We start from the raw sequence: 20,697 nt of genomic DNA on the forward strand, positions 1-20,697 counted from the left end.
CGCACCGGAACCGGGTCACCGGTAGTCGTCGGCGGTCCGGTCGGCGCCACCCTCCACGACCTCGGAGATGTAGCTCCACGCGTCCGGCCGTGAACCGTCCACATCGGTGGTCCCGTACTCCTGGGACAACCGGTGACTCGACAACGTCTGCCCGTTCCAACGCGCCACGTCCGGATCGGCGGCCAGTGCGGCCGTTCCACGCGCCACGAAGTACGGGGTCTCACTGATCAGGAAGTGCGGGTCACGGTTCGCGCCGTCCCGCCAGTTCTCCTCGGTCACCTCGAAGTGGGTGTCCAACATGGCCTCCGAGCGGATCCACCCGGGTGTCACGCACACCGCGGTCCCACCGGAATCGGCCAGTTCCTCCGCCAGCGCCTTGGTCATCCGGTGCGGCGCGGCCTTGGCCAGATCGTAGAAGAACGGCTTGCGATAGTGCGTCGAGTTGTACTCCCACGTGCCGTCGGTGACCTCCACGACCAGGCCGCCGGGTCGCCGGACCAGCAGCGGAAGGGCCGCATGGGAGGTCACGATGTGCGACTCCACACCCAGCCGGAGGATCCGCAGCCCGGCGTCCAGGTCGTGCTCCCACAGCTTCGCCTCCCCCTCCCACAGGTGGTCACCACCCCAGATGTTGTTGACCAGGACGTCCAGCCGCCCCTGCTCCGATTCGATGCGGGCGACCAGCTCCCGCACCCGCTCCGGCTCCAGGTGGTCCACCACGGCGTACGCGCCTCGGCCGCCCGCGGCCTCCATCGCCTCCACGGTGCCCTCGATCGTCTCCGGACGGTCGATCTCCGAACGCCCCGCGGCACTGCTGCGGCCGGTCGCGTACACGAACGCGCCCGCCCGGGACAGTTCCACCGCGAACGCCCTGCCCGCACCCCGGGTCGCCCCGGCCACCAACGCCACCTTGCCCGACAGCGGTCCCTGCATGGAATTACCTCCAGTTCGTCGAGACGCCGACGTTAACAACGAAACCAGACAACCCGTGTCGGGTTTTCCCGGCGGGTCGCCCGTTTTCCGGACGACCGTGCCCTCACCGCGTCCCGGACGGGCGAGGCGGTGTCGCGCGCCGGTGCCCACACTGGTGCCGAGGTGGGGAACATGACCGGAACGCCCGAAAGGCTCCCCGAGCCGCGTACGGCCGTCGCCGCTCGCACTCGGGCGGTGGCGGTACCGCCCGGCGGCGTCATGGCGCTGCAGGCGGCCGCCGGGAACCGCGCCGTGCAACGGCACATCGAACAGCAGAAGGCCGGTCTCGACGAGGCGACGTACCAGGCGCGGGCCGATCACAGCGTTCTCACCAACGCGTTCGGGGACTCCAATCGCGGCTGGATCAGAATCATGACGGGCGGCCAGGAGAGGAAGATCCCCGCCGAATCCCTCGGCGGGCACCACGCCGAAGGGCTCCTTTTGAAGAAGGCCGCCGAGATCATCACACCGCAGGCGCTCGGGAACCATCCCGACGACCAACGGTTCGCACGGGTGCTTGACATGTACACCGAGCGCCGGCCGTGCGCTCCCGGCCACAAGTACGGGAACCTCCGCTCCCGGACCTTCGGTACCGCCGATGACTGCCACAGCATGCTCCAAGCGGCACTGCACGCGCAGACCCCCGTCTACTACAGCGTTCCCGACGGGGACCGGGACCAGTGGCAGAAGCTTCGTCTCGCCGGAACCAACCGGCTCGCCGAGGAGGTGGTCGCCGGTCTGCGCCGCGGCTCGGTCCAGTTCAACGGGCCGATCCGTGCCGCCCACGAGGCTCGACATGGGACACCGGGCCGCGATTACCGCCGGGAATACCGATACTGGTCGACTGTGACGAGCCGGCTGGAGGGCGTCTATGCCGCGCGCACCGGCAAACGTCCGCGGGACCTGCACCAGGACCCGTTGTGGACGACGAGGACGCCCGGACGGTACGGCCCTCTGGAGTGGATCGAGGTCGGCGAGGAGAGCGGAAGCGACGTCATGCTGGAACGGATCGACAAGATCCGCTGCGACGTTCTCGCGGCGATCGAAAGCCTGCCGACACCGGCTCCGGTGTACGTGGACGCGGGGACGTCGGCGACGCGGGGGCGCCGCGGTGTGTCCAATTCCCCCGCCCACCCCTCCGGTGACGCGCTGAGCGACACGGAGGAACCCGAGTCGTCACCGGACCCGACTCCGCCGGTGCCTACCCGGGGGGCGATCACACCATCACCGGTGGCGGGCGTAGGAGGCCACGGCGGGACGGCGGTGGACGCCATTTCGTCCCCACCGGACGCCCTAGGCGGCGCCGCCGGAGGTGTCGAACGGGAGGAGGAAGAGGACGATGCGGAGGCCACGGCGTCCACACCAGACGAAGCCGCCTCGCAGTGGCGCGGTTCGGGCGTCGCCGTCTTCGGCCCGGGCGGTGTCCAGGAGGAGGACGAGGAGCCGGAAGGCCGGCACGATCCCGACCTCGTCCCCAACGCCGTATCCGTCGATGATCCCGGCTACCTGCCTGACTGACTACAACGGACTCTTCATGTTGAAGATCTCGCAGTACTTGCCGACGAACAGGTCGGTCCCCTTGTACTGCACGGTCGTGGCGGCGTCCAGGATTCCGGCGTCCGGCGAGTACGAGGCGCCGCCGCGGGGACCCAACGGGATCAGGAACATCGGTTGGCTCGGGTGGTAGCGCTTCAGGCGCCCACCGCCGCCCATCAGGGTCTTGATCTGCTCGGCGACCAGTTCCCCCTGCTCCATCGCCACCACGGCGGTGTCCATGGCGGGCGCGGCGGTGACGTCACCGATGGCGAACACCCGGGGCTGGCCCGCCAACCGCAGATCGGAACCCACCGACAGTCGCCCGTCGGTACGCCACGCCCCCGACAGTTCCCGGGACAGGCAGTGCGCCGCCGGTTCCCGGCCGAAGCACTGGAACCAGATGTCCGCGGTGATGGTGCGTCCCGACCAGGTGCGCGCGGTGAAGGGGGCGGTCGTGCCGCTGAGCACCGGCAGCGAATGCCGCAGCGAGTCGTTGAGGATGATCTCCACACCCATCGCGCGCAACTGCCGCCACAGGTCGTCGCGCAACCGGGCCGCCACGTCCTGCGGGAAGCCGTCGATGAACCCACCCGACAGCACCGTCCGGCCGGGATCCACTATGGTCACCGACTTGTCGGGCCACGCCGCCTTGATCTCACCGGCCAGTTCCAGCCCGACCGGTCCCGCCCCCAGCAACAGCACCCGCCCGGCACGGGACAGCTGCTCCGCCGTCCGGTGGAACCGTTCCCTGCCGATCTTCGCGCGGTCGTTACCCGGCTTGGCGGGGAAGGGATACGCGGTCCCCGTGGCCACCACCACGTAGTCGGCGGCGATGCGCGGCCCCGAGGCCAGCCGCACCCCCGTGGACTCGACCGAGACCGCCAGGTCGGTCACGACCCTGCCCCGTTCCAGTAGCCGCTCATAGGGGAAGAACACCCAGTCGGCCCACCACGGATCCACCACCGCGCGCAACGACGCGACATTGTGGACGAAGGAGTCCTTCGGGTCGATCAACACCACGTCGGCGACCTGGTCGAGTGCCTTGGCGGCGGTGATCCCGGCGTAGCCACCACCCACGATGGCCACGGTCGCGGACATGAGGACTCCTGTCGCTCAGCGGAAGACGTCTGCGCCATACAGGTTGCTGGAGCCCCGCGGCGGTGTCAACCGTCCACGGCGACGGGCCTGGACACCGGCCCCTCCTGGCGACCGCCCCCAACGCGGCGCCGCGCGGGGCGGGCGGCCGTGCCACCAGGCGAAATCCCGTTGTGGTCGGCGCCCGACCGGCCTACCGTCATCCCATGCCCGACGCGATCTTCGCCCACCCCCGCCTCGCCGCCGTGTACGACGCCTTCGACGGCGACCGTGCCGACCTCGACGCGTACCGTCGCGTCGCCGCGGAACTCGGCGCGCGTCGCGTCCTCGACATCGGCTGTGGCACCGGTAATCTCGCCGTGCTGCTCACGGAAGACGGCCTCGACGTCACCGGAGTGGACCCGGCGGCCGCGTCACTGGCGATCGCCGCGACCAAGGACCCCGACGGCGCGATCCGGTGGATTCACGGCGACGCCACCGACGTCCCGGCCACGGCACCGGGGTTCGATCTGGCGGTCATGACCGGCAACGTCGCCCAGGTGTTCCTCACCGACGCCGAGTGGACGGCCACCCTGCGCGCGATCCACGCGACACTGCGGCCCGGGGGCCACCTGGTGTACGAGACCCGCCGCCCCGAATACCGGGCCTGGGAGGAGTGGGCCGCCGACACGGCACCGGCGCGACGCGACGTCCCCGGAGTCGGGATCGTGGAACAGACGCGACAGGTCACCGACGTCGACCTGCCGCTGGTGTCGTTCCGGGAGTCGTACCGGTTCGAGTCCGACGGCGAGGTCGTCGACTCCCGGTCCACGCTGCGGTTCCGCGACCGTGCCGAGTCCGAGACCGCGTTGCGCGACAACGGTTTCGAGGTACGGGACGTGCGCCAGGCACCGGACCGGCCGGGCAGGGAGTTCGTCTTCGTCGCCCGCCGGGTCGGCTGAGGCGGGGGACTCCGCCGGTCCCGGGTCAGGCGGTCCCGGCCCAGCCCGACACGACCGCCGCCGCGACGGCCGCGACGTCACCGTTCGCGTCGACCGAGAAGTCGCCGAACCCGCTGCGGCGCAGCGTCTCGTTCCGCGCCACGGCCGCCTCCACCGCCCCCGGTACCTCCGACGGCGCATGATGCCGCCACGGGTTCCCCGGTTCCGGCCAGCCGGCACCGCCGACTCGTGCGGATATCCGGTCGCGCAGTGTCTCCGGGGACACGTCGAGACGGCACACCGTCAACCGCGTGACCGACAGGGCCGCCCGGTACCGGCCGAGGGCGGCGGCGTCGCCCGCCCTGCCGACCATGACGAGCCGCCGGGCGCCCGCCACGCCGAACCGGGGCCACAGGCCCGCCACCGTCCGCGCCGCGAGCCGATGGCCGTCGGCGTCGTCCGGGCGCGCGGGACCGAACCCGAGCTGCCCGAGATCCAGGAAGGCGCACGTCTCCGAGGCGACCAGCCGCAGGTACGCGGCGAAACCGATCGTGGACGCCCCGGCGCCGGGTGCGCCGCACAACCACAGCACCGCGCCGGGCGGGCCGCCACCGGCCTCGGCGTCCCCGCCGAGTGGCGGTTCGGACGGCGGCGGTTGCGGCCACCGCCGCCGCACCCGGTCGGTCACCTCGTCGACGGTGAGGTCCGTGGTGTCCACGACATCCCCTGTGGACGATGCGTCGAGTAGTGCCGCCTCCCGGCGCACCGCCGCCTCGGGTGGCGCGGACCCGCCGCGAGCCGTGATCCGTTCCCACAACCGGTCGAAGTCGGCGCGCAGCCCGACCGTCGTCACGGCCGCCCCCGGAACCGCGGTCGCCTCCGGGCCGCCCGCCGGATCCGTCACCCCCGACACGATCAGGCCGTGTGCGCCGTGGTCGCGTTGCGCGGCGACCACCGCCGCCAGGTTCCGCAGCTTCAGGCGATACCGGCCGGGGTCGGCCTCCGACTCGGGGTAGCACATGCCGAGCTGGTCGACGTCGACGTAACCGACCGCCGCGCCGGCATCGCGCAACTCGCGGTAGAGCCGCCACGCCACCGTGGTCTTCCCGGCGCCCGGCGGCCCGCACAGCCACAACACCGGGAAGCCTGCGGGGTCAGAGAGGCGCGTCATACCGGGATTCTCACGGCGCGACGGTGAGCGGTCAACGGAGTATCGGGGGGCGGGTGCCGGTGCCCGATCACAGAGGACGGTTGGGCGGTGGTGGGGGAGTGACGCCGTGGTTCGGTCGGTCGGTCGGGCGGTGCCGGTGTCACCGGGTCGCCGGGGGACGGGGCCGGCATCGCAACGGGCGCGATGGTGTGTGGAGTATGGACGGACCGGCCGCGGGGCTTCCGGGTACGGGCGAGGCGGCGCGGGGCATGAGGCAGTGGCGTGCCGAAAAGTCCGAGAACGGACTATTGACCGTTTAGTACTGATGTGCGAACATTGTGCACGGCGGATTCGCGGAGTGCGATCCCCCGCCGTCCCAACCCCCGGGCCACCGACCTCCTCCCCTGTCTGTGAACGTAGACGGGTTTCGCTGAAGGGAGGCTTAAGCGGCGGGGAGGGTTGTGGACGACGCAGGTGTTGTGGAAAAGCCATTGTGGAATATGTGGGGTGGAGGATGACGACGGTTCCCGGATGGCATGTCGCACGGCCACGATCGAGATGGCACCGGTGGTTCCGGCGCCACCGGCTGCGCCGGTTCGTGATCGTGTGCCCGCCGACCGCACTCGCCCGCCACGCCCGTGTCCTCGCGCGCCTCCGCCGCGTCCCCGACACCCACCTCCCGACCCGGCGGCCCCGGCTGGCCTGGCTGCTGGGCGTCATCCCGGTGCCCGTCGTCTTCGCCCGCTGCCGCGAGTGTGGCCGCCGGTGGCCCTGCGGCCCGCTGATCCGGCACCTACGCCGCCGCCACGGCTGGACCGGTTCCATCGCCCCGCACGTGGCCGCGCTGTCCACCCGCCGCCGCCGCGACCGCGCCGCCCGGCGGAACCCCGGGGCGGTCAGCCACCGCGCCGTCCGGCACGCCCCGCCACACCCCACCGCGCCGGCATCGCCTCCCCGACCACTCCCGGTCACCGCCCGAGGCCGGGGCGGGTCACATTCGGGCAGGTCGGCGTACCCGCCGGAAACCCGCTCCGCAAGATCATTCCCGCGTACCAGCCGCCCGACGTGGTGCCCGCCGCGTCGAAATGAGCGAAATCCGGGCGCGGAAATGGGAGATTTCGGTACATGGGGAAGAACACCTCCGGCACCGCCGCCGCATCGAAGGTCAACGGTTTCGACCGTTGGTTCCAGATCACGGCACGCGGCAGCACCGTCGGCGCGGAGATCCGCGGCGGCTTCACCACCTTCATGGCGATGGCGTACATCGTCGTCCTCAACCCGCTGATCCTCACCGGCGCCACCGACGTCACCGGTGAACGCCTCTCGCTGGTCGGCGTCACCACCATGACGGCGTTCTCGGCGTTCATCGCCACGACCGTCATGGGCGCGGTCGGGCGGGTCCCGCTGGCGTTGGCCGCCGCGTTGACCGTCAACGCCGTCGTGGCGTACCAGATCGCCCCCAACGTCACCTGGGCGCAGGCGATGGGCCTCGTCGTGTTGGAGGGCCTGCTGATCGTGGTGCTGGCGATCAGCGGTGCCCGTGCCGCCATCATGAACGCCATCCCACGAGACCTCAAGTACGCCATCGGCGCGGGACTCGGACTGTTCATCGCGCTGATCGGACTGGTCAACGCCGGATTCGTCACGCGACGCCCCGACGCCGACGGCACGACCGTGCCGGTGGTGCTGGGCAGCGGCGGTGAACTCCAGGGCTGGCCGATCGCGGTGTTCGTGATCGGTCTGTTGTTGACCATCGCCCTGTGGGGCCGCAGGGTTCCCGGCGCCGTCATGATCAGCATCGTCGTCGCGACCGTGCTGGGCATCGTGGTCGAGTCGGTCGCCTCCCCGGGTGGCTGGGGCCTGGTCACCCCGACCATGCCCGACCGTGTCTTCGCCGCACCCGACTTCTCGCTGTTCGGTCAGGTAGACCTGTTCGGCGCGTTCACGCACCTCGGCCTGGTCACCGTGGTCGTGTTCCTGTTCACCCTGGTGCTGTCCGGTTTCTTCGACGCGATGGGCACCATCATCGCCGTCTCCGACGAGGCGGGCCTCGTCGACGACAAGGGCAGGATGCCCGGGATCGGTCGTGTGCTGTCGATCGACGGCGCCGCCGCCGCGTTCGGAGGTGTCACCTCGTCCTCCGCCAACACCGTGTTCGTGGAGTCGGCTGCCGGCGTCGGCGACGGTGCCCGCACCGGCCTGGCGAGCGTCGTCACGGGTCTGCTGTTCGGCGCGACCATGTTCCTGGTGCCGTTGGCGGCGGTGGTGCCGCAGCAGGCCGCCGCACCCGCGCTGGTCCTGGTCGGCGGGCTCATGGTGGCGCAGGTCCGCAACATCGACTTCACCGACACCGAGATCGCGATCCCGGCGTTCCTGATCCTGGCGATCACACCGTTCACGTACTCGGTGACCAGCGGCGTCGGCGCGGGCATCATCGCGTTCGTGCTGTTGAAGACCGTGCGCGGCAAGTGGCGCGAACCCGGTTGGCTGTTGTGGATCGTCACCCTGGTGTTCGTGGCGTACTTCGGCATCCACGGCATCGAGGTGCTGTTCGGCTGAGGTCTCGCGGGCGGGCGTCCGGGTTTGGGCGCCCGCCCGCCGGGGAACCATCGTCGGGTCGGTTGCCGCCCATGGCATCCGGCCGTAGTCTGTGACACCCCGACGAGACGGAGGCCGTCATGCCCGCAGGATTCCGGTGGACGGCCGCCGACATACCCGACCAGTCCGGCAGGGTCGCCGTAGTCACCGGCGCCAACACCGGGATCGGCTACGAGACCGCCGCAGCCCTGCTGCGCCGGGGCGCGACCGTGGTGTTCGCCTGCCGGGACGTCGCCAGGGCCGCCGACGCCATCGCCCGGGTCGGTGAACACCCGGGAACCGCCGAGATCACCGTCGTGGACCTCGCCGACCTGGCGTCGGTGCGGACGGCCGCGACCGAGCTGACCCGGCGGCACCCGCGGATCGACCTGCTCGTCAACAACGCCGGTGTCATGTGGACACCCCGCACCCGCACCGTCGACGGCTTCGAGCTCCAGTTCGGCACCAACCACCTCGGGCACTTCGCGTTGACGGGGCTGCTGTTGGAGACGCTGCGCACCCACGCCGAGGCGCGCATCGTGACGGTGTCGAGCCTCGCCCACCACACCGGCCGGATCGACTGGGACGACCCGCACCGGGAACGCCGATACACCCGCACCGGCGCGTACGCGCAGGCGAAACTCGCCAATCTGCTGTTCGCGTTCGAACTGCAACGCCGGTTGGCGGAGTCGGGGAGCGCCGCGATATCGCTGGCCGCGCATCCGGGTCTGACGGTCAGCGAACTGGGCCGGCATGTCGGGCGGCCGTGGCGGCCGTTGCTGCGCGCCTTCTCCGCGTTGACCAACCAGCCCACCGCCGCGGGGGCGCTACCGGTGTTGCGGGCCGCGACCGACCCGACCGCGCGCGGCGGCTGGTACTTCGGTCCCGGGGGACCCGGACAGGCCAGGGGCGCACCGGTCAGGGTGTCGGCCTCGCCGAGGGCGGCGGATCTGGCCGCGGCGGCGAGGCTGTGGGAGGAGTCGGAACGGTCGACAGGTGTGCACCACTCGTTCGGTGCGGCGACATGACCGCCGTGCTCTCCCCGTCTGGTCCCCGACCTGTACGACTTGGTCCCCGCCGGATCGTGCTTGGTCCCCGCCGTGTCATGGATTCGCGGCCGAATCACGCCGATTCACGCGTGTCCGCCCGCAACGGCGGGGACCAAGCGGAACCTCGCGGGGACCAAGCGGAGCTTGTGGGCGGCGGCACCGTTACCCGTCGGTGATGCCACCGCACTATGATCCCGGGTTGTGAAAAGTACCACCGCAGTGCCTCCACGCCGCCGTATCGCCAACCGCAGCACCCGGATGTCCCGGTTCAAGGACCTCCCGTTGCCGTTGACGACGACCGGTGCGCCCGACACCGGTCCCGACCACGAATGACCGATCACGGGCCGTCCTCGGCAGGGGCGGCCCGTGGCGCGTCAGTCGGCCAGTTTCAGGTCGCGACGCAGCTTGGCGACGTGTCCCTTGGCCCGCACGTTGTACTGGGCGAGCGTGATCTTCCCGGCCTCGTCGATGACGAAGGTGGACCGGATGACGCCCTGCACGATCCGCCCGTAGTTCTTCTTCTCCCCGAACGCGCCGTAGGCCGTCAGGACCGACTTGTCGGTGTCGGAGACCAGCGGGAACGTCAACGCGTCCCGTTCGGCGAACTTCGCGAGCTTCTCGGGCTTGTCGGGGGAGATGCCCACGACCTCGTAGCCCTCCGACTTCAGCGAGGCCAGGCTGTCCCGGAAGTCGCACGCCTGGGTGGTGCAGCCGGGCGTCATCGCCGAGGGGTAGGCGTACAGGATCACCTTGCGGCCTTTGAGGGACGCGAGACCGAGGTTGCCGCCGTCGGCGGTCGGCAGGTCGAAGTCGGGGGCGGTGTCGCCCGGTTCCAAACGTGTCGTCATGGCACACCAGTCTAGGAGCAGGCTGTGACCACGCCGCCTTGCCGCGCATCGGCCGGGCGACGGGAGTGACCGGTTTCCTGAAGCCCCGCTGAATACCCGGTTGACACCGGTATGACCGGTTCGTCATGCTTTGCGATGTGGGTGGCCTGCCCCCGGTTGGGGGTGGGGCGTGCGTGAGCTGCATGAGCCGCACGTTTGGGGGTGGACGCACAGTGGACAGGCAGAGGGCCGCCCGTGACCGGTCGGGAGGTCACGGTCACGGGCGGCCGTACCGTCGCGTTCCAGGTGGCGCGACGGTTCCGGTGGCGGCCCCCGCTCTGGGGCCGCCTTCGGGTCACCGGGTCATGGGTGTTCGGGTGGCCGGTAGACGGCGACGATGGAGGCGATGAACGCCTGGTGTCGTGGCATGGGGAACAGCCATTCGCAGGCGGCGTCGGGGCCGTGGAGTTGTGTCCGGCAGTCGCGGTGGTCGGCGGTGATGTCGGGGCGTAGCCATTCGGGCCGGGTCTGGTGGGTGTCGGTGACGATCTGCCGCATCTGGTGCCACAGCCAGTCCAGTGCGGGCGCGGGCGCGTCGAAGCGGTGTACCCGCAGGGATCCGGGTTTGGCCGTCCAGCCGCGTGACGTCGCCGGTGGTACGGGACAGCGCGGGTCGGCCTGGCTCGCCGGGTCGCGCAGCAGCGCGGTCGGTCCCCGCCAACGGTGACAGTGGTACACGACCCGCCCGATACGGCCGGGTTCGGTGGAGGTGGTCACGGTTCAGCCCTCGCACTGCCGGGTCGCCGACCGGTACACCGCCAGGGCACGCTCCACCATGGCCTGTCGCCACGTCTCACCGCGCGTCAGGTACAGCGGGTGCCAGGCATCGACACGGCCCGTGCCGGTGTCCACTCGCAACACCGTCACGTCCCGGTCCTGCGACCGCCACACCACGTTCACCTCACCGGATCCGGCGGTCCCCGTCACCTGATACGAGACCGCCGGGTCGTCGAACACCCCATAATCGATCCTCATACCGCCTCCATGTTCGGACGTGGTCTCCGGCTCACGGTCGTGAACCGACCTTCACGGTATGGGCACGAACGGGCGATGAACAGCATGTCGGCTCTGCCCCTTCTGGACCGACCGCCGCGTCATGCCACTCACGTGCCGTACACGACGAGCCGCCCGAAATGTACGAGGCGGTTGGCACGATCTGATGTAGACCTGTCGGTCACGCACTGTCATCATCGTGGGCATGGCGAGCAGCGACACCGCGAACCAGCCGACCCTGGCGCGGATAGCCCTTGGAGACATGGTGAGACGGGCGAGGGAGGCCAAGCGCCTACAGCCCGCGGAACTCGGCGCGATGATCGGGTACAACCGGAACTCGATCGTGCGCATCGAATCGGGCGAACAGGGTACGAAGGCGCTCGTGATCGAGAAGATCTGCCAGGTACTCGACATACCCGCCGAACAGATGTCCCTCATGACCTCGCTCGTCGTACGCGGCAAGGAACGGGGCTGGTGGGAGAGTTTCAAGAACGGCGCACCGTCCAAGTTCTCCCTGTTCGCCGAAACCGAGCAGACGGCTTCGCTCATTCAGAACTGGTCCACCGAAACGATTCCCGGCCTGGTACAGACACCCGAGTACCTGGCCGAACTCCAGTCGGTGGCGCTTCCCCTGCCGCACAATCAGCTTCCAGACATTCGAGGATTCCGCCTGAAGCGCCAAGAGCTTCTCGCCAAACGGCGAGACAAGTTCAGAATCCAGCTCTTGATCGGCATCTCGGCACTACATCACCTCGACCAGATGGCCGCCGGCATCAGATCAGACCAGTACGGTCGCCTCGCCGAAGTCGACAAGCACGGTCGGTACGAGATCCGTGTCGCCCACAGAGCCCATGCCGCGGTGGACGGCGGCTTCACGATCCTCACACCCGGTCGGGGGCCTGCCGGTCAGGTCCGAAACTCCTTCGTCTACATCGAATTTCTGGACGGATATCGGTACATCGAGAAGACTGACGTAGTGTCGCGATACGAACAGGCTTTCGAGTCCGCATTCGCCAGTGCGGCACCGCTGAAGGAGTACTTGCCATGATCGTTCCCTCCCCGTGGCGCAAGTCGAGCCGTAGCCCCTCCGGCGGCAACAACTGCGTTGAGGCGCGGTTGGCCGAGACGCCGCAGTTGTCCGACAGCCGACACGGTGGGGTCCGTCCCGTCCTCCCGGTCACCACCGCCGACTACCTGGCCCTCCTCCACACCGTCAAGACCGACCCGACGGTCTGAACCACACGACGGCGAAGGCTCGGGTGGCCGCAGTCCCACCGGCCACCGGGACGTACCCGGTGCCAGAGGGGTCCGCGACCACCCGAGCCGACTCGTCTCATACCTGGACGGCACCGCCCGGTGCCGGGGAAACCGGGGACCGGCACCGGGCGGGCTGAGGGGAATGTCGGGTTACGGCCGGTCCATGCCGAAGGCGTAGGCGCCGGAGCCGGAGTACGAGTAGATCCGCCACACGTAGTAACCGGCGGAGCCGTTGTAGCTAATGCTCTCCTCGGACGTCGGCGTCTCCGAGCGCGCGACCACGCTCCAGCTCGAACCGTTCCAGCGCTGGAGTTCCAGGTCGTAGTCGGTGCCGGACGGTCCGGCGAGGCAGCCGATGTGGGTGCCGGCGCCGGAGTAGTAGTAGTCGCCGTTGGGCTGGAAGTCGTAGTCGCCGGTGCCACTCAGGGAACCGCTGTAGTTCTCGCCCGCGTCGTCACAACCGCCGGGGCCCGGGCCGGGGCCGCCACCGCCGTCGGTGGTGAGGGTCAGGCCGGGGTAGGCGGCCATGATGGTGGTCAGCGGGAAGAAGTACGTGGTGCCGCCGCTGTTGCAGTCGCCGCTGCCGCCGCTGGTGACGCCCTGGGCGCTGCCGTTGGAGATCCAGGAGCCGCCGGAGTCGCCGGGCTCGGCGCAGACGTTGGTGCGGGTCATGCCGCGTACGGTGCCCTGCGGGTACGTGACGGTCTGGTTCTTCGGCCCGATGGTGCCGCAGTGGACGCCGGTGGTGGAGCCGGACCGGCACACGGCCGCGCCGGAGGGCTTCTCGACGCCGTCGGTGACGGTGAAGTCGGCCTGGCCGTATCCGTTCACCTTGGGGGTGGAGGTCCAGTTGGTGTTGGTGGCGACCCAGGCGTAGTCGCTACCGGGGAACACGGAGCCGCGGAACGTGCCCATGGCGACCTGGTTGTAGCCCTGCACCGCGGTACCGACGGTGCCGCAGTGTCCGGCGGTGACGAAGCCGCTGCCGCCGGAGTGGGTGACGGAGAAGCCGACCGAGCAGCGTCCGCCCATGTAGTAGGCGTCGCCGCCGCGGATGTTATACAGCGGCCGGGCCTGCTCGGCGGAGTGTTCGTAGTGGACGTCGCGGGTGCGCAGTCCGGCGGCGTCGGTGAGCGCGGCGACGGCGCGGCGGTTCTCGGCGGTGACGACGACGGCGTTCTGGGTGACGTCGACGTACCAGGAGTGGATCCCGTCGGGCACGGAGGTGACGGCGTCGAGCCGTTCCTGTGTCGCCTGGAGGGTCTGGAGGTCGTGGGCGACGATCTTCGGGGTGGCGCCGAGTTCCTCGACCTCGGAGGCGCGGGCGGGGTCGGTGACGGCGACGATGGTGCCGGTTCCGTCGGCGTTGACCCAGGTTCCGGCGTAGTCGCCGAAGAACTGGATGCCGGCGACGGATTCGATGGAGGTGGCGACCTCGTCCACGGCGAGGCGGTCGTAGACGCCCTGTGTGGTGAGTCCGAAGTCGCGTTTCATGGCGGACATGATGTCGGGGTCGACGTCGCCCGCGATGTCGGCGCGGGCTTCGTCGAATCCGAGGACGGGGGAGGCGGTGGCGGGTGTCGCCGTGGCGGCGAGGGTTCCCGCCACCACGATGGCGGCGGTTACGCCGCTGGTGGTGAGGGTGCGGAGTTTCACGAACGGGCCTTTCGCGTGTGCGGCTGTGGCCGTGGGGCCTTGCGCGCCGGGCGACGCGCCGCGATCACAGTATCGACATGTATCGATCTTAGGGAAGGCCGGGCTTATTCAGTGAAACCTGCGGGCGGGTCACGGCGCGGCCCGTGACCCGCCCGCAGGGGGGTGCCGTCAGACCGCCTGCCACAGGGCGGGGGTGTTCGGCGGCTCCCAGCCGGGCATCGCGGTGTGCGAGATCCGGCACTGGTAGGTCGTTCCGCCGTAGGTGACGGTGTCACCGACGGAGTAGGCGGTCCACGCCTGCCAGGTGCCTCCGCCGCCGTTGTCCTCGCCGACGACGAGGGTCACGGTGGTCGTGCGGCTGACCTGCGGGGAGCCGCCGGTACCGGTGACGGTGACGGTGTACCGGCCCTCGGGGGTGCTCGCGGAGGTGGTGATGCGCAGTTGCGAGGAGCCGTTGGAGCTGATGCTCGCCGGGCTGAACGACGCCTGCGCGCCGGACGGCAACGCCGACGCGGCCAGGCTCACGTTGACCGCCTGGCCCGCGACGACACGGGAGTTGACCGTCACGGTGGCGGTCTGTCCCGGCTGGACGGTCGCGCTGGAGGGGGTGGCCGACAGCGCGAAGTCGTTCTGCTGGTTGCCGCCGGTGACGGTCAACGTGGTTCCGGTGTTGGCCAGCGCGCGGGCCAGCGGCTCGAAGAAGGTGGTGCCGCCGGTGCGGCAGTTGCCGCTGCCGCCGCTGGTGACGCCCTGGGCGCTGCTGCCGGAGATGTAGGAACCGCCGGAGTCGCCGGGTTCGGCGCACACGGTGGTCTGGGTCATCCCGGTGATGGTGCCCTCGGGGTAGGTGACCGACTGGTTCTTGGCCTGGATGGTGCCGCAGTGCCAGCCGGTGGTGGAACCGGACCGGCAGACCGAGGCGCCCACGGCGGCCTCGGTGCCGTTGGCCACCGACACCGTGGTGCCGTTGTAACGGTTGACGAGCGGCGCGACGGTCCAGCCGGAACCGGCCTCCACCCACGCCCAGTCGTTGCCGGGGAAGCGGGAGAAGCGGAACTGGCCGCCCTGGCCCACGCCGCCGGTGATCTGGGCGCCGACCCGGCCGCAGTGCCCGGCGGTGACGAAGCCGTCCCCGTAGGTGGGGTGGGTGGCCGAGAAGCCGACCGAACAGCGTGAGGAGCCGTTGATGTTGTAGGCGTTGCCGCCGACGATGTCGGCCAGCGGGCGGGGGCGGTCGCGGTCGACCTCCACCGTCACGCCCGTGACCCCGGCGCGTCGCGCGAAGCGCTCCCCGACGGCGTCGCTGTCGGCGACGACGACGACGGAGTTGGTCGTGACGTCGGCGTACCAGCCGTGGACGCCGGACGGGGCGGAGTGGGTGCGGTCGTACCGGTCCAGCTCGCCGACCCGGGCGTAGAGTGTGGACAGTGGATCGTCGACGACCTTCACGGTCGCGCCGAGGGCTTCGACGTGGGTCGTCAGCCCGGGATCGGTGACGGCGACGAGGATGTCGGAGGCGTCCTCGTCGACCCAGGTTCCGGCGTAGGCGTCACCGAAGCCGGCCTGGGCGACCGACTCGATCTCGGTGGCGACCGCCTCGGTGGCGAGACGGTCGTAGACGCCGGAGGTGCTGAGGCCGAACTCGGCCGACATGGCGGCGACGAGCTGGTCGTCGACCTCGGCCACCAACCGGTCCCGTGCGGTGTCGAATGTGGTCAGCTCGTCCGCGCCGGCGCTGGTGGTGCCGGAGAGGACGAGCGCACTGGTCGCCGCGAGCGCGGTGGCGCCCAGTGCGGCGAGGTGTCTGCGAGGGTTCAAGGTCCTGCCTTAGTGCTCGGGGGTCATGTCCGCCACCTGACGCGTGACGCGGCGTCGCCGGAGGTGGCGGAATCAGGGTATGGAGACCCCTAGATATTTGGAAGCTTTATTAATTAACTGAATCGTCACACGCCGCTGGCCACGGCTTCACAGACCGTTCACAATGCACGAAGGAACCCGCCCCGGCGCGGATCCGAACGCGCCGGGGCGGGTGAGGGGGAGGTGGAGGCCCGGTTCCCACACGGGGAACCGGGAGCGGTCAGGTCACCAGCGTCAGGCTGTACGCCGACAGGGCTTCACGCACCGGCTGGAAGTACGTCCGGCCGCCGGTGCGGCAGTTGCCGCTGCCGCCGGAGGTCATGCCCTGCGCGCTGTTGCCCGTGATGAACGAGCCGCCGGAATCACCCGGCTCCGCGCACGCGGTCGTCAGTGTCAGGCCCGAGACGGTGCCCTGCGAGTAGTAGACGGTCTGGTTCTTCGCCTGGATGGTGCCGCAGCGCCACCCGGTGGTGGAACCGGACCGGCACACCGAGGAACCCACGGCGGCCTCGTTGGCGTTGTTCACCGAGACCGTGGTGCCGTTGTAACGGTTGACGGTGTCGGTGTTGGTCCACGAGGACGCCGCGTCCACCCAGGCGTAGTCGTTGCCGGGGAAGGACGAGCCGCGGAACGTTCCGGTGCCGCCGTTGCCGCCGGTCACCGACGCGCCGACCCGGCCGCAGTGGCCCGCGGTCACGAAGCCGTTCCCGTAGGTGCCGTGGTTGACGGCGAAACCGACCGAGCACCGCGACGAGTTGTTGATGTAGTACGCGTCGCCGCCGCGGATGACCGCGGTGGTCTGCGGCACGTCCTCGGACACGACGACCTCGGCCGGGACGTCGAGGCCCGCCGCGTAGTCGGCGGCCGCGTCGGCGGCCTCGGGCAGCGCGGTGATCACGACCCGGTTGGCGGCCGGGTCGATGTGCGTGGTGGTGACGCCGTCGGGGATCGCGCCACGGTCCAGTGTGGCCTGCCAGGCGAGCAGTTCCGCCTCGCTGTACTTCACCACGGTGGTCTCGTATCCGTACCCGTCCACGGCACCGGTCGACGCGGCGTCGGTGACGGCCACGTGGACCCGGCCGTCGTCCAGCCACAGCCCGGCGAAGTCGTCGCCGAGCAGTTCGCGGATCTCGGGCTCGGCCTGCGCGGCGAGGCTTTCGGTGGTGAGGCGGTCGAGGGCCTCGTCGGCGGAGTACCCGAAGGTCTCCATCACGGCGTCGAGCATGCCGGGGTCGACCGAGGCGGCCAGTTCGGCGCGTTCGGTGTCGAACCCGGGTTCGGCCGAGGCGGGACTCCCGGCGAGGGCGAAGGTGGTCGTGGTGATGGCGGTGGCCGCGAAGACGGCGGCGAATCTTCGAATGTTCACGAGAAGTGGGGGCCTTTCACGTGTGCCGGACATTCAGGACTGGGCGGGCGCGGCGTGCGGCGGGGCCGAGGGGATCGGCGTTCGGGCGGCCGTTACCCGACCGTGACCCAGATTAATAGAAAGTCATCGATGCGCCACGGTTCGTGGCCGAACTTTAGGCGGCTTTAAGGCGGAGTGTCGTGATCGTGACGCGACAGTCGGAAACCCGACAACTCCTTCCGTTCCACGGTAGATGCAACATACTTGCAAGAACCGATCACTCTCCGCATCCCCCGGGCGACAGCCCCCGCCCCCTCGGAGGAAGAAATGGACACCGTGGCGATGCACATCGCCGACGGCATCATCGACGGCCCCACGTCCGCGGTGTTCGCGGCCGTCGCACTGGCGCTACTCGCCGCCTGCGTCGTCAAGGCCCGCGACGACCTCGACGAACGCCTGGTACCGATGGCCGGGCTCACCGCCGCCTTCATCTTCGCCGTCCAGATGCTCAACTTCGCCGTGCTCCCCGGAGTCAGCGGCCACCTGCTCGGCGGCGCCATGGCCGCCGCCCTGGTCGGCCCCTGGGTGGGAGCACTGTGCGTCTCGACCGTCCTCATCGTCCAAGCCCTCATGTTCGCCGACGGCGGCATCACCGCCCTCGGACTCAGCATCGTCAACATGGCGCTCATCGGCGCCCTCGTCACGTACGGGATCCTGCGGCTCCTGCTGAAGTTGTTGCCCCGCACCAGATCGGGCGTCACCGTCGCGGTGTTCGTCACCTCCGTCGTCTCCGTCGTCGCCGGTGCCGCCGGATTCGTGCTCCAGTTCGCGATCGGGGGCGTCGCCGACTTCGGTCCCGGACTCGGCGCCATCGCCACCGGAATGCTCGGCATCCACCTGCTCATCGGCGTCGGCGAGGGCGTCATCACCGCCACCACCGTCCTCGCGGTCGCCACCGCCCGGCCCGACCTCGTCCACGCCCTGCGCGGGCACACCCTCCCCCACCGACCCGCCGTCGCCGGAGGTGCCGAATGAGAAGGACCGGCGGATTCGTCCTCACCGGCCTCGTGGTGTCCCTACTGCTGGCCGCGGTCGTGTCCCACTTCGCCTCCGGTGCACCCGACGGACTCGACACCGTCACCCTGCGGGGCTGCGAACTCGACGCCGCACACGAGATCACCGGCGGAGAATGCCTCGCCCGCACCGCCGACGAACACCCCGTCGGCGGGCCGTTCGCCGACTACGCCACCACCGGCATCGAGAACGGGTTCCTGTCCACCGCGGTAGCCGGCGCCCTCGGCGTCCTCACGGTCTTCGTCACCGGATACGTCCTGTTCCGGTCGATACGGCGCCGAGACACCGGAACCGACCGATGACGGCCGGACACCCCGACGCACTGTACGTGCCGGGCGACTCGCCGGTGCACCGGCTGCCCGGCGAGGTCAAGATCGTCGCCGTCGTCCTGTACGTCGTCACGGTCGTGGCCACCCCCGCCACCGAGGTCGCCGCGTTCGCCGGATACGCGGCGCCCGTGGCGGCCGTCGTGATCGTCTCCCGGCTCGACCCGCTGCCGCTGGCCAGGCGCGCCCTCATCGAGGTCCCGTTCCTACTGCTGGCCGTCCTGCTGCCGTTCCTCTCGACCGGGCCGCGCGTCGAATGGCTGGGACTCACCCTCTCCGAACCGGGCCTGTGGGCGGCGTGGAACATCGTGGCCAAGGCGACCCTGGGCGTGTGGGCCGCCGTCCTGCTCGCCGCGACCACCGACGTCACCTCACTGCTGACCGGACTCCAACGGCTCCGCTGCCCGACCGTCATCGTCCAGATCGTCACCTTCATGGTCCGGTACGTGCACGTCCTCCTCGACGAGGCACACCGGATGCGGATCGCCCGGCTCTCCCGTGGCGACGACCCGCGGTTCCTGTGGCAGGTGCGCGCCACCGCGGCCGGTTTCGGGGCACTGTTCCTGCGTGCGTTCGAACGGGGCGAGCGCGTGTACGTGGCGATGCTGTCGCGCGGCTACACCGGACGGATGCCGGTCGGCGCGGAACGGCCGGCGGCGCGGGTGCGGGAATGGGCCGCCGGGGCGCTGCTACCGGCCACCGCGGTCACGATCGCGGTCACGGCGACGGTGGCGTGATGCTGCGCGTCCGGGGCCTGACCTTCGACTACCCCGACGGGCGGCGCGCCCTCGACGGCGTCGACCTCGACGTGGCCGACGGCGAACGGGTCGCGCTACTGGGCCCCAACGGGGCCGGCAAGACGACCCTCGTCCTGCACCTCAACGGCATCCTGACCGGCCGGGGACACATCGAAGTGGACGGAGTACCGGTCGTCCGGCCGCGACTCGCCGAGATCCGGCAGCGCGTCGGAGTGGTGTTCCAGGACCCCGACGACCAGCTGTTCATGCCGACGGTCGCCGCCGACGTCGGATTCGGGCCCGCCAACCTCGGACTGACCGGTGAACCACTCCGACGCCGCGTCACCGAGGCGTTGGAGGCCGTCGGAATGGCCGCGCACGCCGACCGGCCACCGCACCACCTGTCGTTCGGGCAGCGGCGCAGGGTCGCGGTGGCGACGGTCCTGGCGATGCGCCCGCGCGTCCTCGTGCTGGACGAACCGTCGTCCAACCTGGACCCGGCCGCGCGCCGGGAACTGGCCGCGATACTGCGCGGCCTGCGCGTCACCATGCTCATGGTCACGCACGACCTGCCGTACGCGTGGGAACTGTGCGACCGGGCGGTCGTCCTCGACGCGGGACGGATCGCCGCCGACGGGCCGATACGCGACGTACTGTCCGACGCGCCACTGCTGGCGGCCCACCGGCTGGAACTGCCCTACGGCTATTCGGTGCCCCCGGCGACCTGACCACTCCGGCGCATTCATGGACACCTATCGGTCTTCCGCAGTGGGTGCAATGCGTCGAGACCCTCATGGAGCGGTAGCAGTACACTAAGGATCGGGCGGGCGCAGACGCGAACGCCACGAGGTCTAGCGTCGAGCGATACACTAATCGGCACAACGGATCGCACACCGACGCCGTCGTCCATAGGCGACGATTCTGATTCCGGAGCGCCGCATGCAAGATCAAGATCCTGACTGCGTCCTCATCGAACTGCCCTTGCAACCGGGTGTGCGACAGACGTCTCTCTCCGACAACGCAGTGTATGAGCGGTCCGAAGCCGCCCTGCGCAAGGCTGCCGGGACGATACGGCGCGTCGCGGATGAGGTACACCAGGTGGTCGGCGCGATGGACTCCACGCCTTCGAGGATCGAGATCTCCTTCGGTCTCACTTTCAACGCCGAGGCCAAGGCGCTAATCGCGAGAAGTACCGCCGAAGCGTCTATGAACATCGTGCTGGCATGGGATCGCGACGCCGAAGGCACAACGGAGTGAGGTGAAGCG

General features: G+C 70.1%; 21 protein-coding genes. 12 read left to right on the forward strand and 9 right to left on the reverse strand.

What is annotated here, in order from left to right:
- Window positions 1-15: 15 nt before the first annotated feature.
- Window positions 16-933: an SDR family oxidoreductase gene (locus LX16_RS22010; RefSeq protein WP_147142608.1), complete on the reverse strand. Its 918-nt coding sequence runs from the start codon at window positions 931-933 to the stop codon at window positions 16-18.
- Between the two features lie 171 nt (window positions 934-1,104).
- Here LX16_RS22010 and LX16_RS22015 point away from each other — a divergent pair, with 171 nt between their 5' ends.
- Window positions 1,105-2,490, forward strand: coding sequence for a hypothetical protein (locus LX16_RS22015; protein WP_147142611.1), 1,386 nt, complete (start codon window positions 1,105-1,107; stop codon window positions 2,488-2,490).
- Here the strand turns inward: LX16_RS22015 and LX16_RS22020 are convergent, their stop codons facing one another.
- Window positions 2,491-3,606, reverse strand: a complete 1,116-nt coding sequence (locus tag LX16_RS22020) for an NAD(P)/FAD-dependent oxidoreductase (protein WP_147142614.1) — start codon at window positions 3,604-3,606, stop codon at window positions 2,491-2,493.
- A 203-nt stretch (window positions 3,607-3,809) separates the two neighbouring features.
- On the opposite strand from LX16_RS22020, the gene LX16_RS22025 reads away from it, so the two are divergent.
- The gene (locus LX16_RS22025) at window positions 3,810-4,544 is read left to right on the forward strand and encodes a class I SAM-dependent methyltransferase (protein WP_147142617.1); all 735 of its coding nucleotides are present in this window, start codon (window positions 3,810-3,812) and stop codon (window positions 4,542-4,544) included.
- A gap of 25 nt (window positions 4,545-4,569) precedes the next feature.
- Here LX16_RS22025 and LX16_RS22030 read toward each other — a convergent pair whose 3' ends face one another.
- A complete protein-coding gene (locus LX16_RS22030) occupies window positions 4,570-5,694 on the reverse strand; it encodes an AAA family ATPase (protein WP_147142620.1) in 1,125 nt (374 codons plus the stop codon).
- Between the two features lie 1,104 nt (window positions 5,695-6,798).
- On the opposite strand from LX16_RS22030, the gene LX16_RS22035 reads away from it, so the two are divergent.
- From LX16_RS22035 to LX16_RS28045, 3 genes are all read left to right on the forward strand, one after another.
- Window positions 6,799-8,232, forward strand: a complete 1,434-nt coding sequence (locus LX16_RS22035; RefSeq protein ID WP_147142623.1) for an NCS2 family permease — start codon at window positions 6,799-6,801, stop codon at window positions 8,230-8,232.
- A gap of 119 nt (window positions 8,233-8,351) precedes the next feature.
- The gene (locus LX16_RS22040) at window positions 8,352-9,278 is read left to right on the forward strand and encodes an oxidoreductase (RefSeq protein ID WP_147142626.1); all 927 of its coding nucleotides are present in this window, start codon (window positions 8,352-8,354) and stop codon (window positions 9,276-9,278) included.
- A 222-nt stretch (window positions 9,279-9,500) separates the two neighbouring features.
- The gene (locus LX16_RS28045; protein ID WP_280176826.1) at window positions 9,501-9,632 is read left to right on the forward strand and encodes a hypothetical protein; all 132 of its coding nucleotides are present in this window, start codon (window positions 9,501-9,503) and stop codon (window positions 9,630-9,632) included.
- Window positions 9,633-9,673: 41 nt separating this feature from the next.
- Here LX16_RS28045 and bcp read toward each other — a convergent pair whose 3' ends face one another.
- From bcp to LX16_RS22055, 3 genes are all read right to left on the reverse strand, one after another.
- Window positions 9,674-10,147, reverse strand: coding sequence for a thioredoxin-dependent thiol peroxidase (gene bcp, locus LX16_RS22045; protein WP_147142628.1), 474 nt, complete (start codon window positions 10,145-10,147; stop codon window positions 9,674-9,676).
- A gap of 342 nt (window positions 10,148-10,489) precedes the next feature.
- Window positions 10,490-10,903: a hypothetical protein gene (locus LX16_RS22050; protein ID WP_147142632.1), complete on the reverse strand. Its 414-nt coding sequence runs from the start codon at window positions 10,901-10,903 to the stop codon at window positions 10,490-10,492.
- Between the two features lie 3 nt (window positions 10,904-10,906).
- Window positions 10,907-11,161 carry a hypothetical protein gene (locus LX16_RS22055; protein WP_147142634.1) on the reverse strand — a complete coding sequence of 85 codons (255 nt, stop codon included), beginning with the start codon at window positions 11,159-11,161 and terminating at the stop codon, window positions 10,907-10,909.
- A 223-nt stretch (window positions 11,162-11,384) separates the two neighbouring features.
- On the opposite strand from LX16_RS22055, the gene LX16_RS22060 reads away from it, so the two are divergent.
- Window positions 11,385-12,227 carry a helix-turn-helix domain-containing protein gene (locus LX16_RS22060; protein ID WP_147142639.1) on the forward strand — a complete coding sequence of 281 codons (843 nt, stop codon included), beginning with the start codon at window positions 11,385-11,387 and terminating at the stop codon, window positions 12,225-12,227.
- On the forward strand, window positions 12,224-12,415 hold the full coding sequence (locus LX16_RS22065) for a DUF397 domain-containing protein (RefSeq protein ID WP_147142642.1): 192 nt from the start codon (window positions 12,224-12,226) through the stop codon (window positions 12,413-12,415). The genes LX16_RS22060 and LX16_RS22065 overlap by 4 nt, the downstream gene beginning before the upstream one ends.
- 171 nt (window positions 12,416-12,586) lie before the next feature.
- Here the strand turns inward: LX16_RS22065 and LX16_RS22070 are convergent, their stop codons facing one another.
- The 3 genes from LX16_RS22070 to LX16_RS22080 form a co-directional block, all read right to left on the reverse strand.
- Window positions 12,587-14,092, reverse strand: a complete 1,506-nt coding sequence (locus LX16_RS22070) for a S1 family peptidase (RefSeq protein WP_147142645.1) — start codon at window positions 14,090-14,092, stop codon at window positions 12,587-12,589.
- 168 nt (window positions 14,093-14,260) lie between these two features.
- Window positions 14,261-15,910 carry a carbohydrate-binding protein gene (locus LX16_RS27260; RefSeq protein ID WP_211354692.1) on the reverse strand — a complete coding sequence of 550 codons (1,650 nt, stop codon included), beginning with the start codon at window positions 15,908-15,910 and terminating at the stop codon, window positions 14,261-14,263.
- 259 nt (window positions 15,911-16,169) lie between these two features.
- Window positions 16,170-17,315: a S1 family peptidase gene (locus LX16_RS22080; RefSeq protein WP_158645691.1), complete on the reverse strand. Its 1,146-nt coding sequence runs from the start codon at window positions 17,313-17,315 to the stop codon at window positions 16,170-16,172.
- Between the two features lie 306 nt (window positions 17,316-17,621).
- Here LX16_RS22080 and LX16_RS22085 point away from each other — a divergent pair, with 306 nt between their 5' ends.
- The 5 genes from LX16_RS22085 to LX16_RS22105 all read left to right on the forward strand — a co-directional run bounded on the left by LX16_RS22085 (window position 17,622) and on the right by LX16_RS22105 (window position 20,688).
- Window positions 17,622-18,329 carry an energy-coupling factor ABC transporter permease gene (locus LX16_RS22085; protein WP_147142651.1) on the forward strand — a complete coding sequence of 236 codons (708 nt, stop codon included), beginning with the start codon at window positions 17,622-17,624 and terminating at the stop codon, window positions 18,327-18,329.
- Window positions 18,326-18,670: a PDGLE domain-containing protein gene (locus LX16_RS22090; RefSeq protein WP_147142654.1), complete on the forward strand. Its 345-nt coding sequence runs from the start codon at window positions 18,326-18,328 to the stop codon at window positions 18,668-18,670. Before LX16_RS22085 ends, LX16_RS22090 begins: the two co-directional genes overlap by 4 nt.
- On the forward strand, window positions 18,667-19,431 hold the full coding sequence (gene cbiQ, locus LX16_RS22095) for a cobalt ECF transporter T component CbiQ (protein WP_147142657.1): 765 nt from the start codon (window positions 18,667-18,669) through the stop codon (window positions 19,429-19,431). Before LX16_RS22090 ends, cbiQ begins: the two co-directional genes overlap by 4 nt.
- Entirely contained in the window at window positions 19,431-20,159 is a 729-nt protein-coding gene (locus LX16_RS22100; RefSeq protein ID WP_147142660.1) for an energy-coupling factor ABC transporter ATP-binding protein, read from the forward strand. The genes cbiQ and LX16_RS22100 overlap by 1 nt, the downstream gene beginning before the upstream one ends.
- A gap of 211 nt (window positions 20,160-20,370) precedes the next feature.
- Window positions 20,371-20,688 (forward strand): CU044_2847 family protein, encoded by a 318-nt coding sequence (locus LX16_RS22105; protein ID WP_147142662.1) that lies wholly within the window; start codon window positions 20,371-20,373, stop codon window positions 20,686-20,688.
- Window positions 20,689-20,697 lie beyond the last annotated feature (9 nt).

Source organism: Stackebrandtia albiflava (assembly GCF_007994225.1).
GTDB classification, from domain to species: domain Bacteria; phylum Actinomycetota; class Actinomycetes; order Mycobacteriales; family Micromonosporaceae; genus Stackebrandtia; species Stackebrandtia albiflava.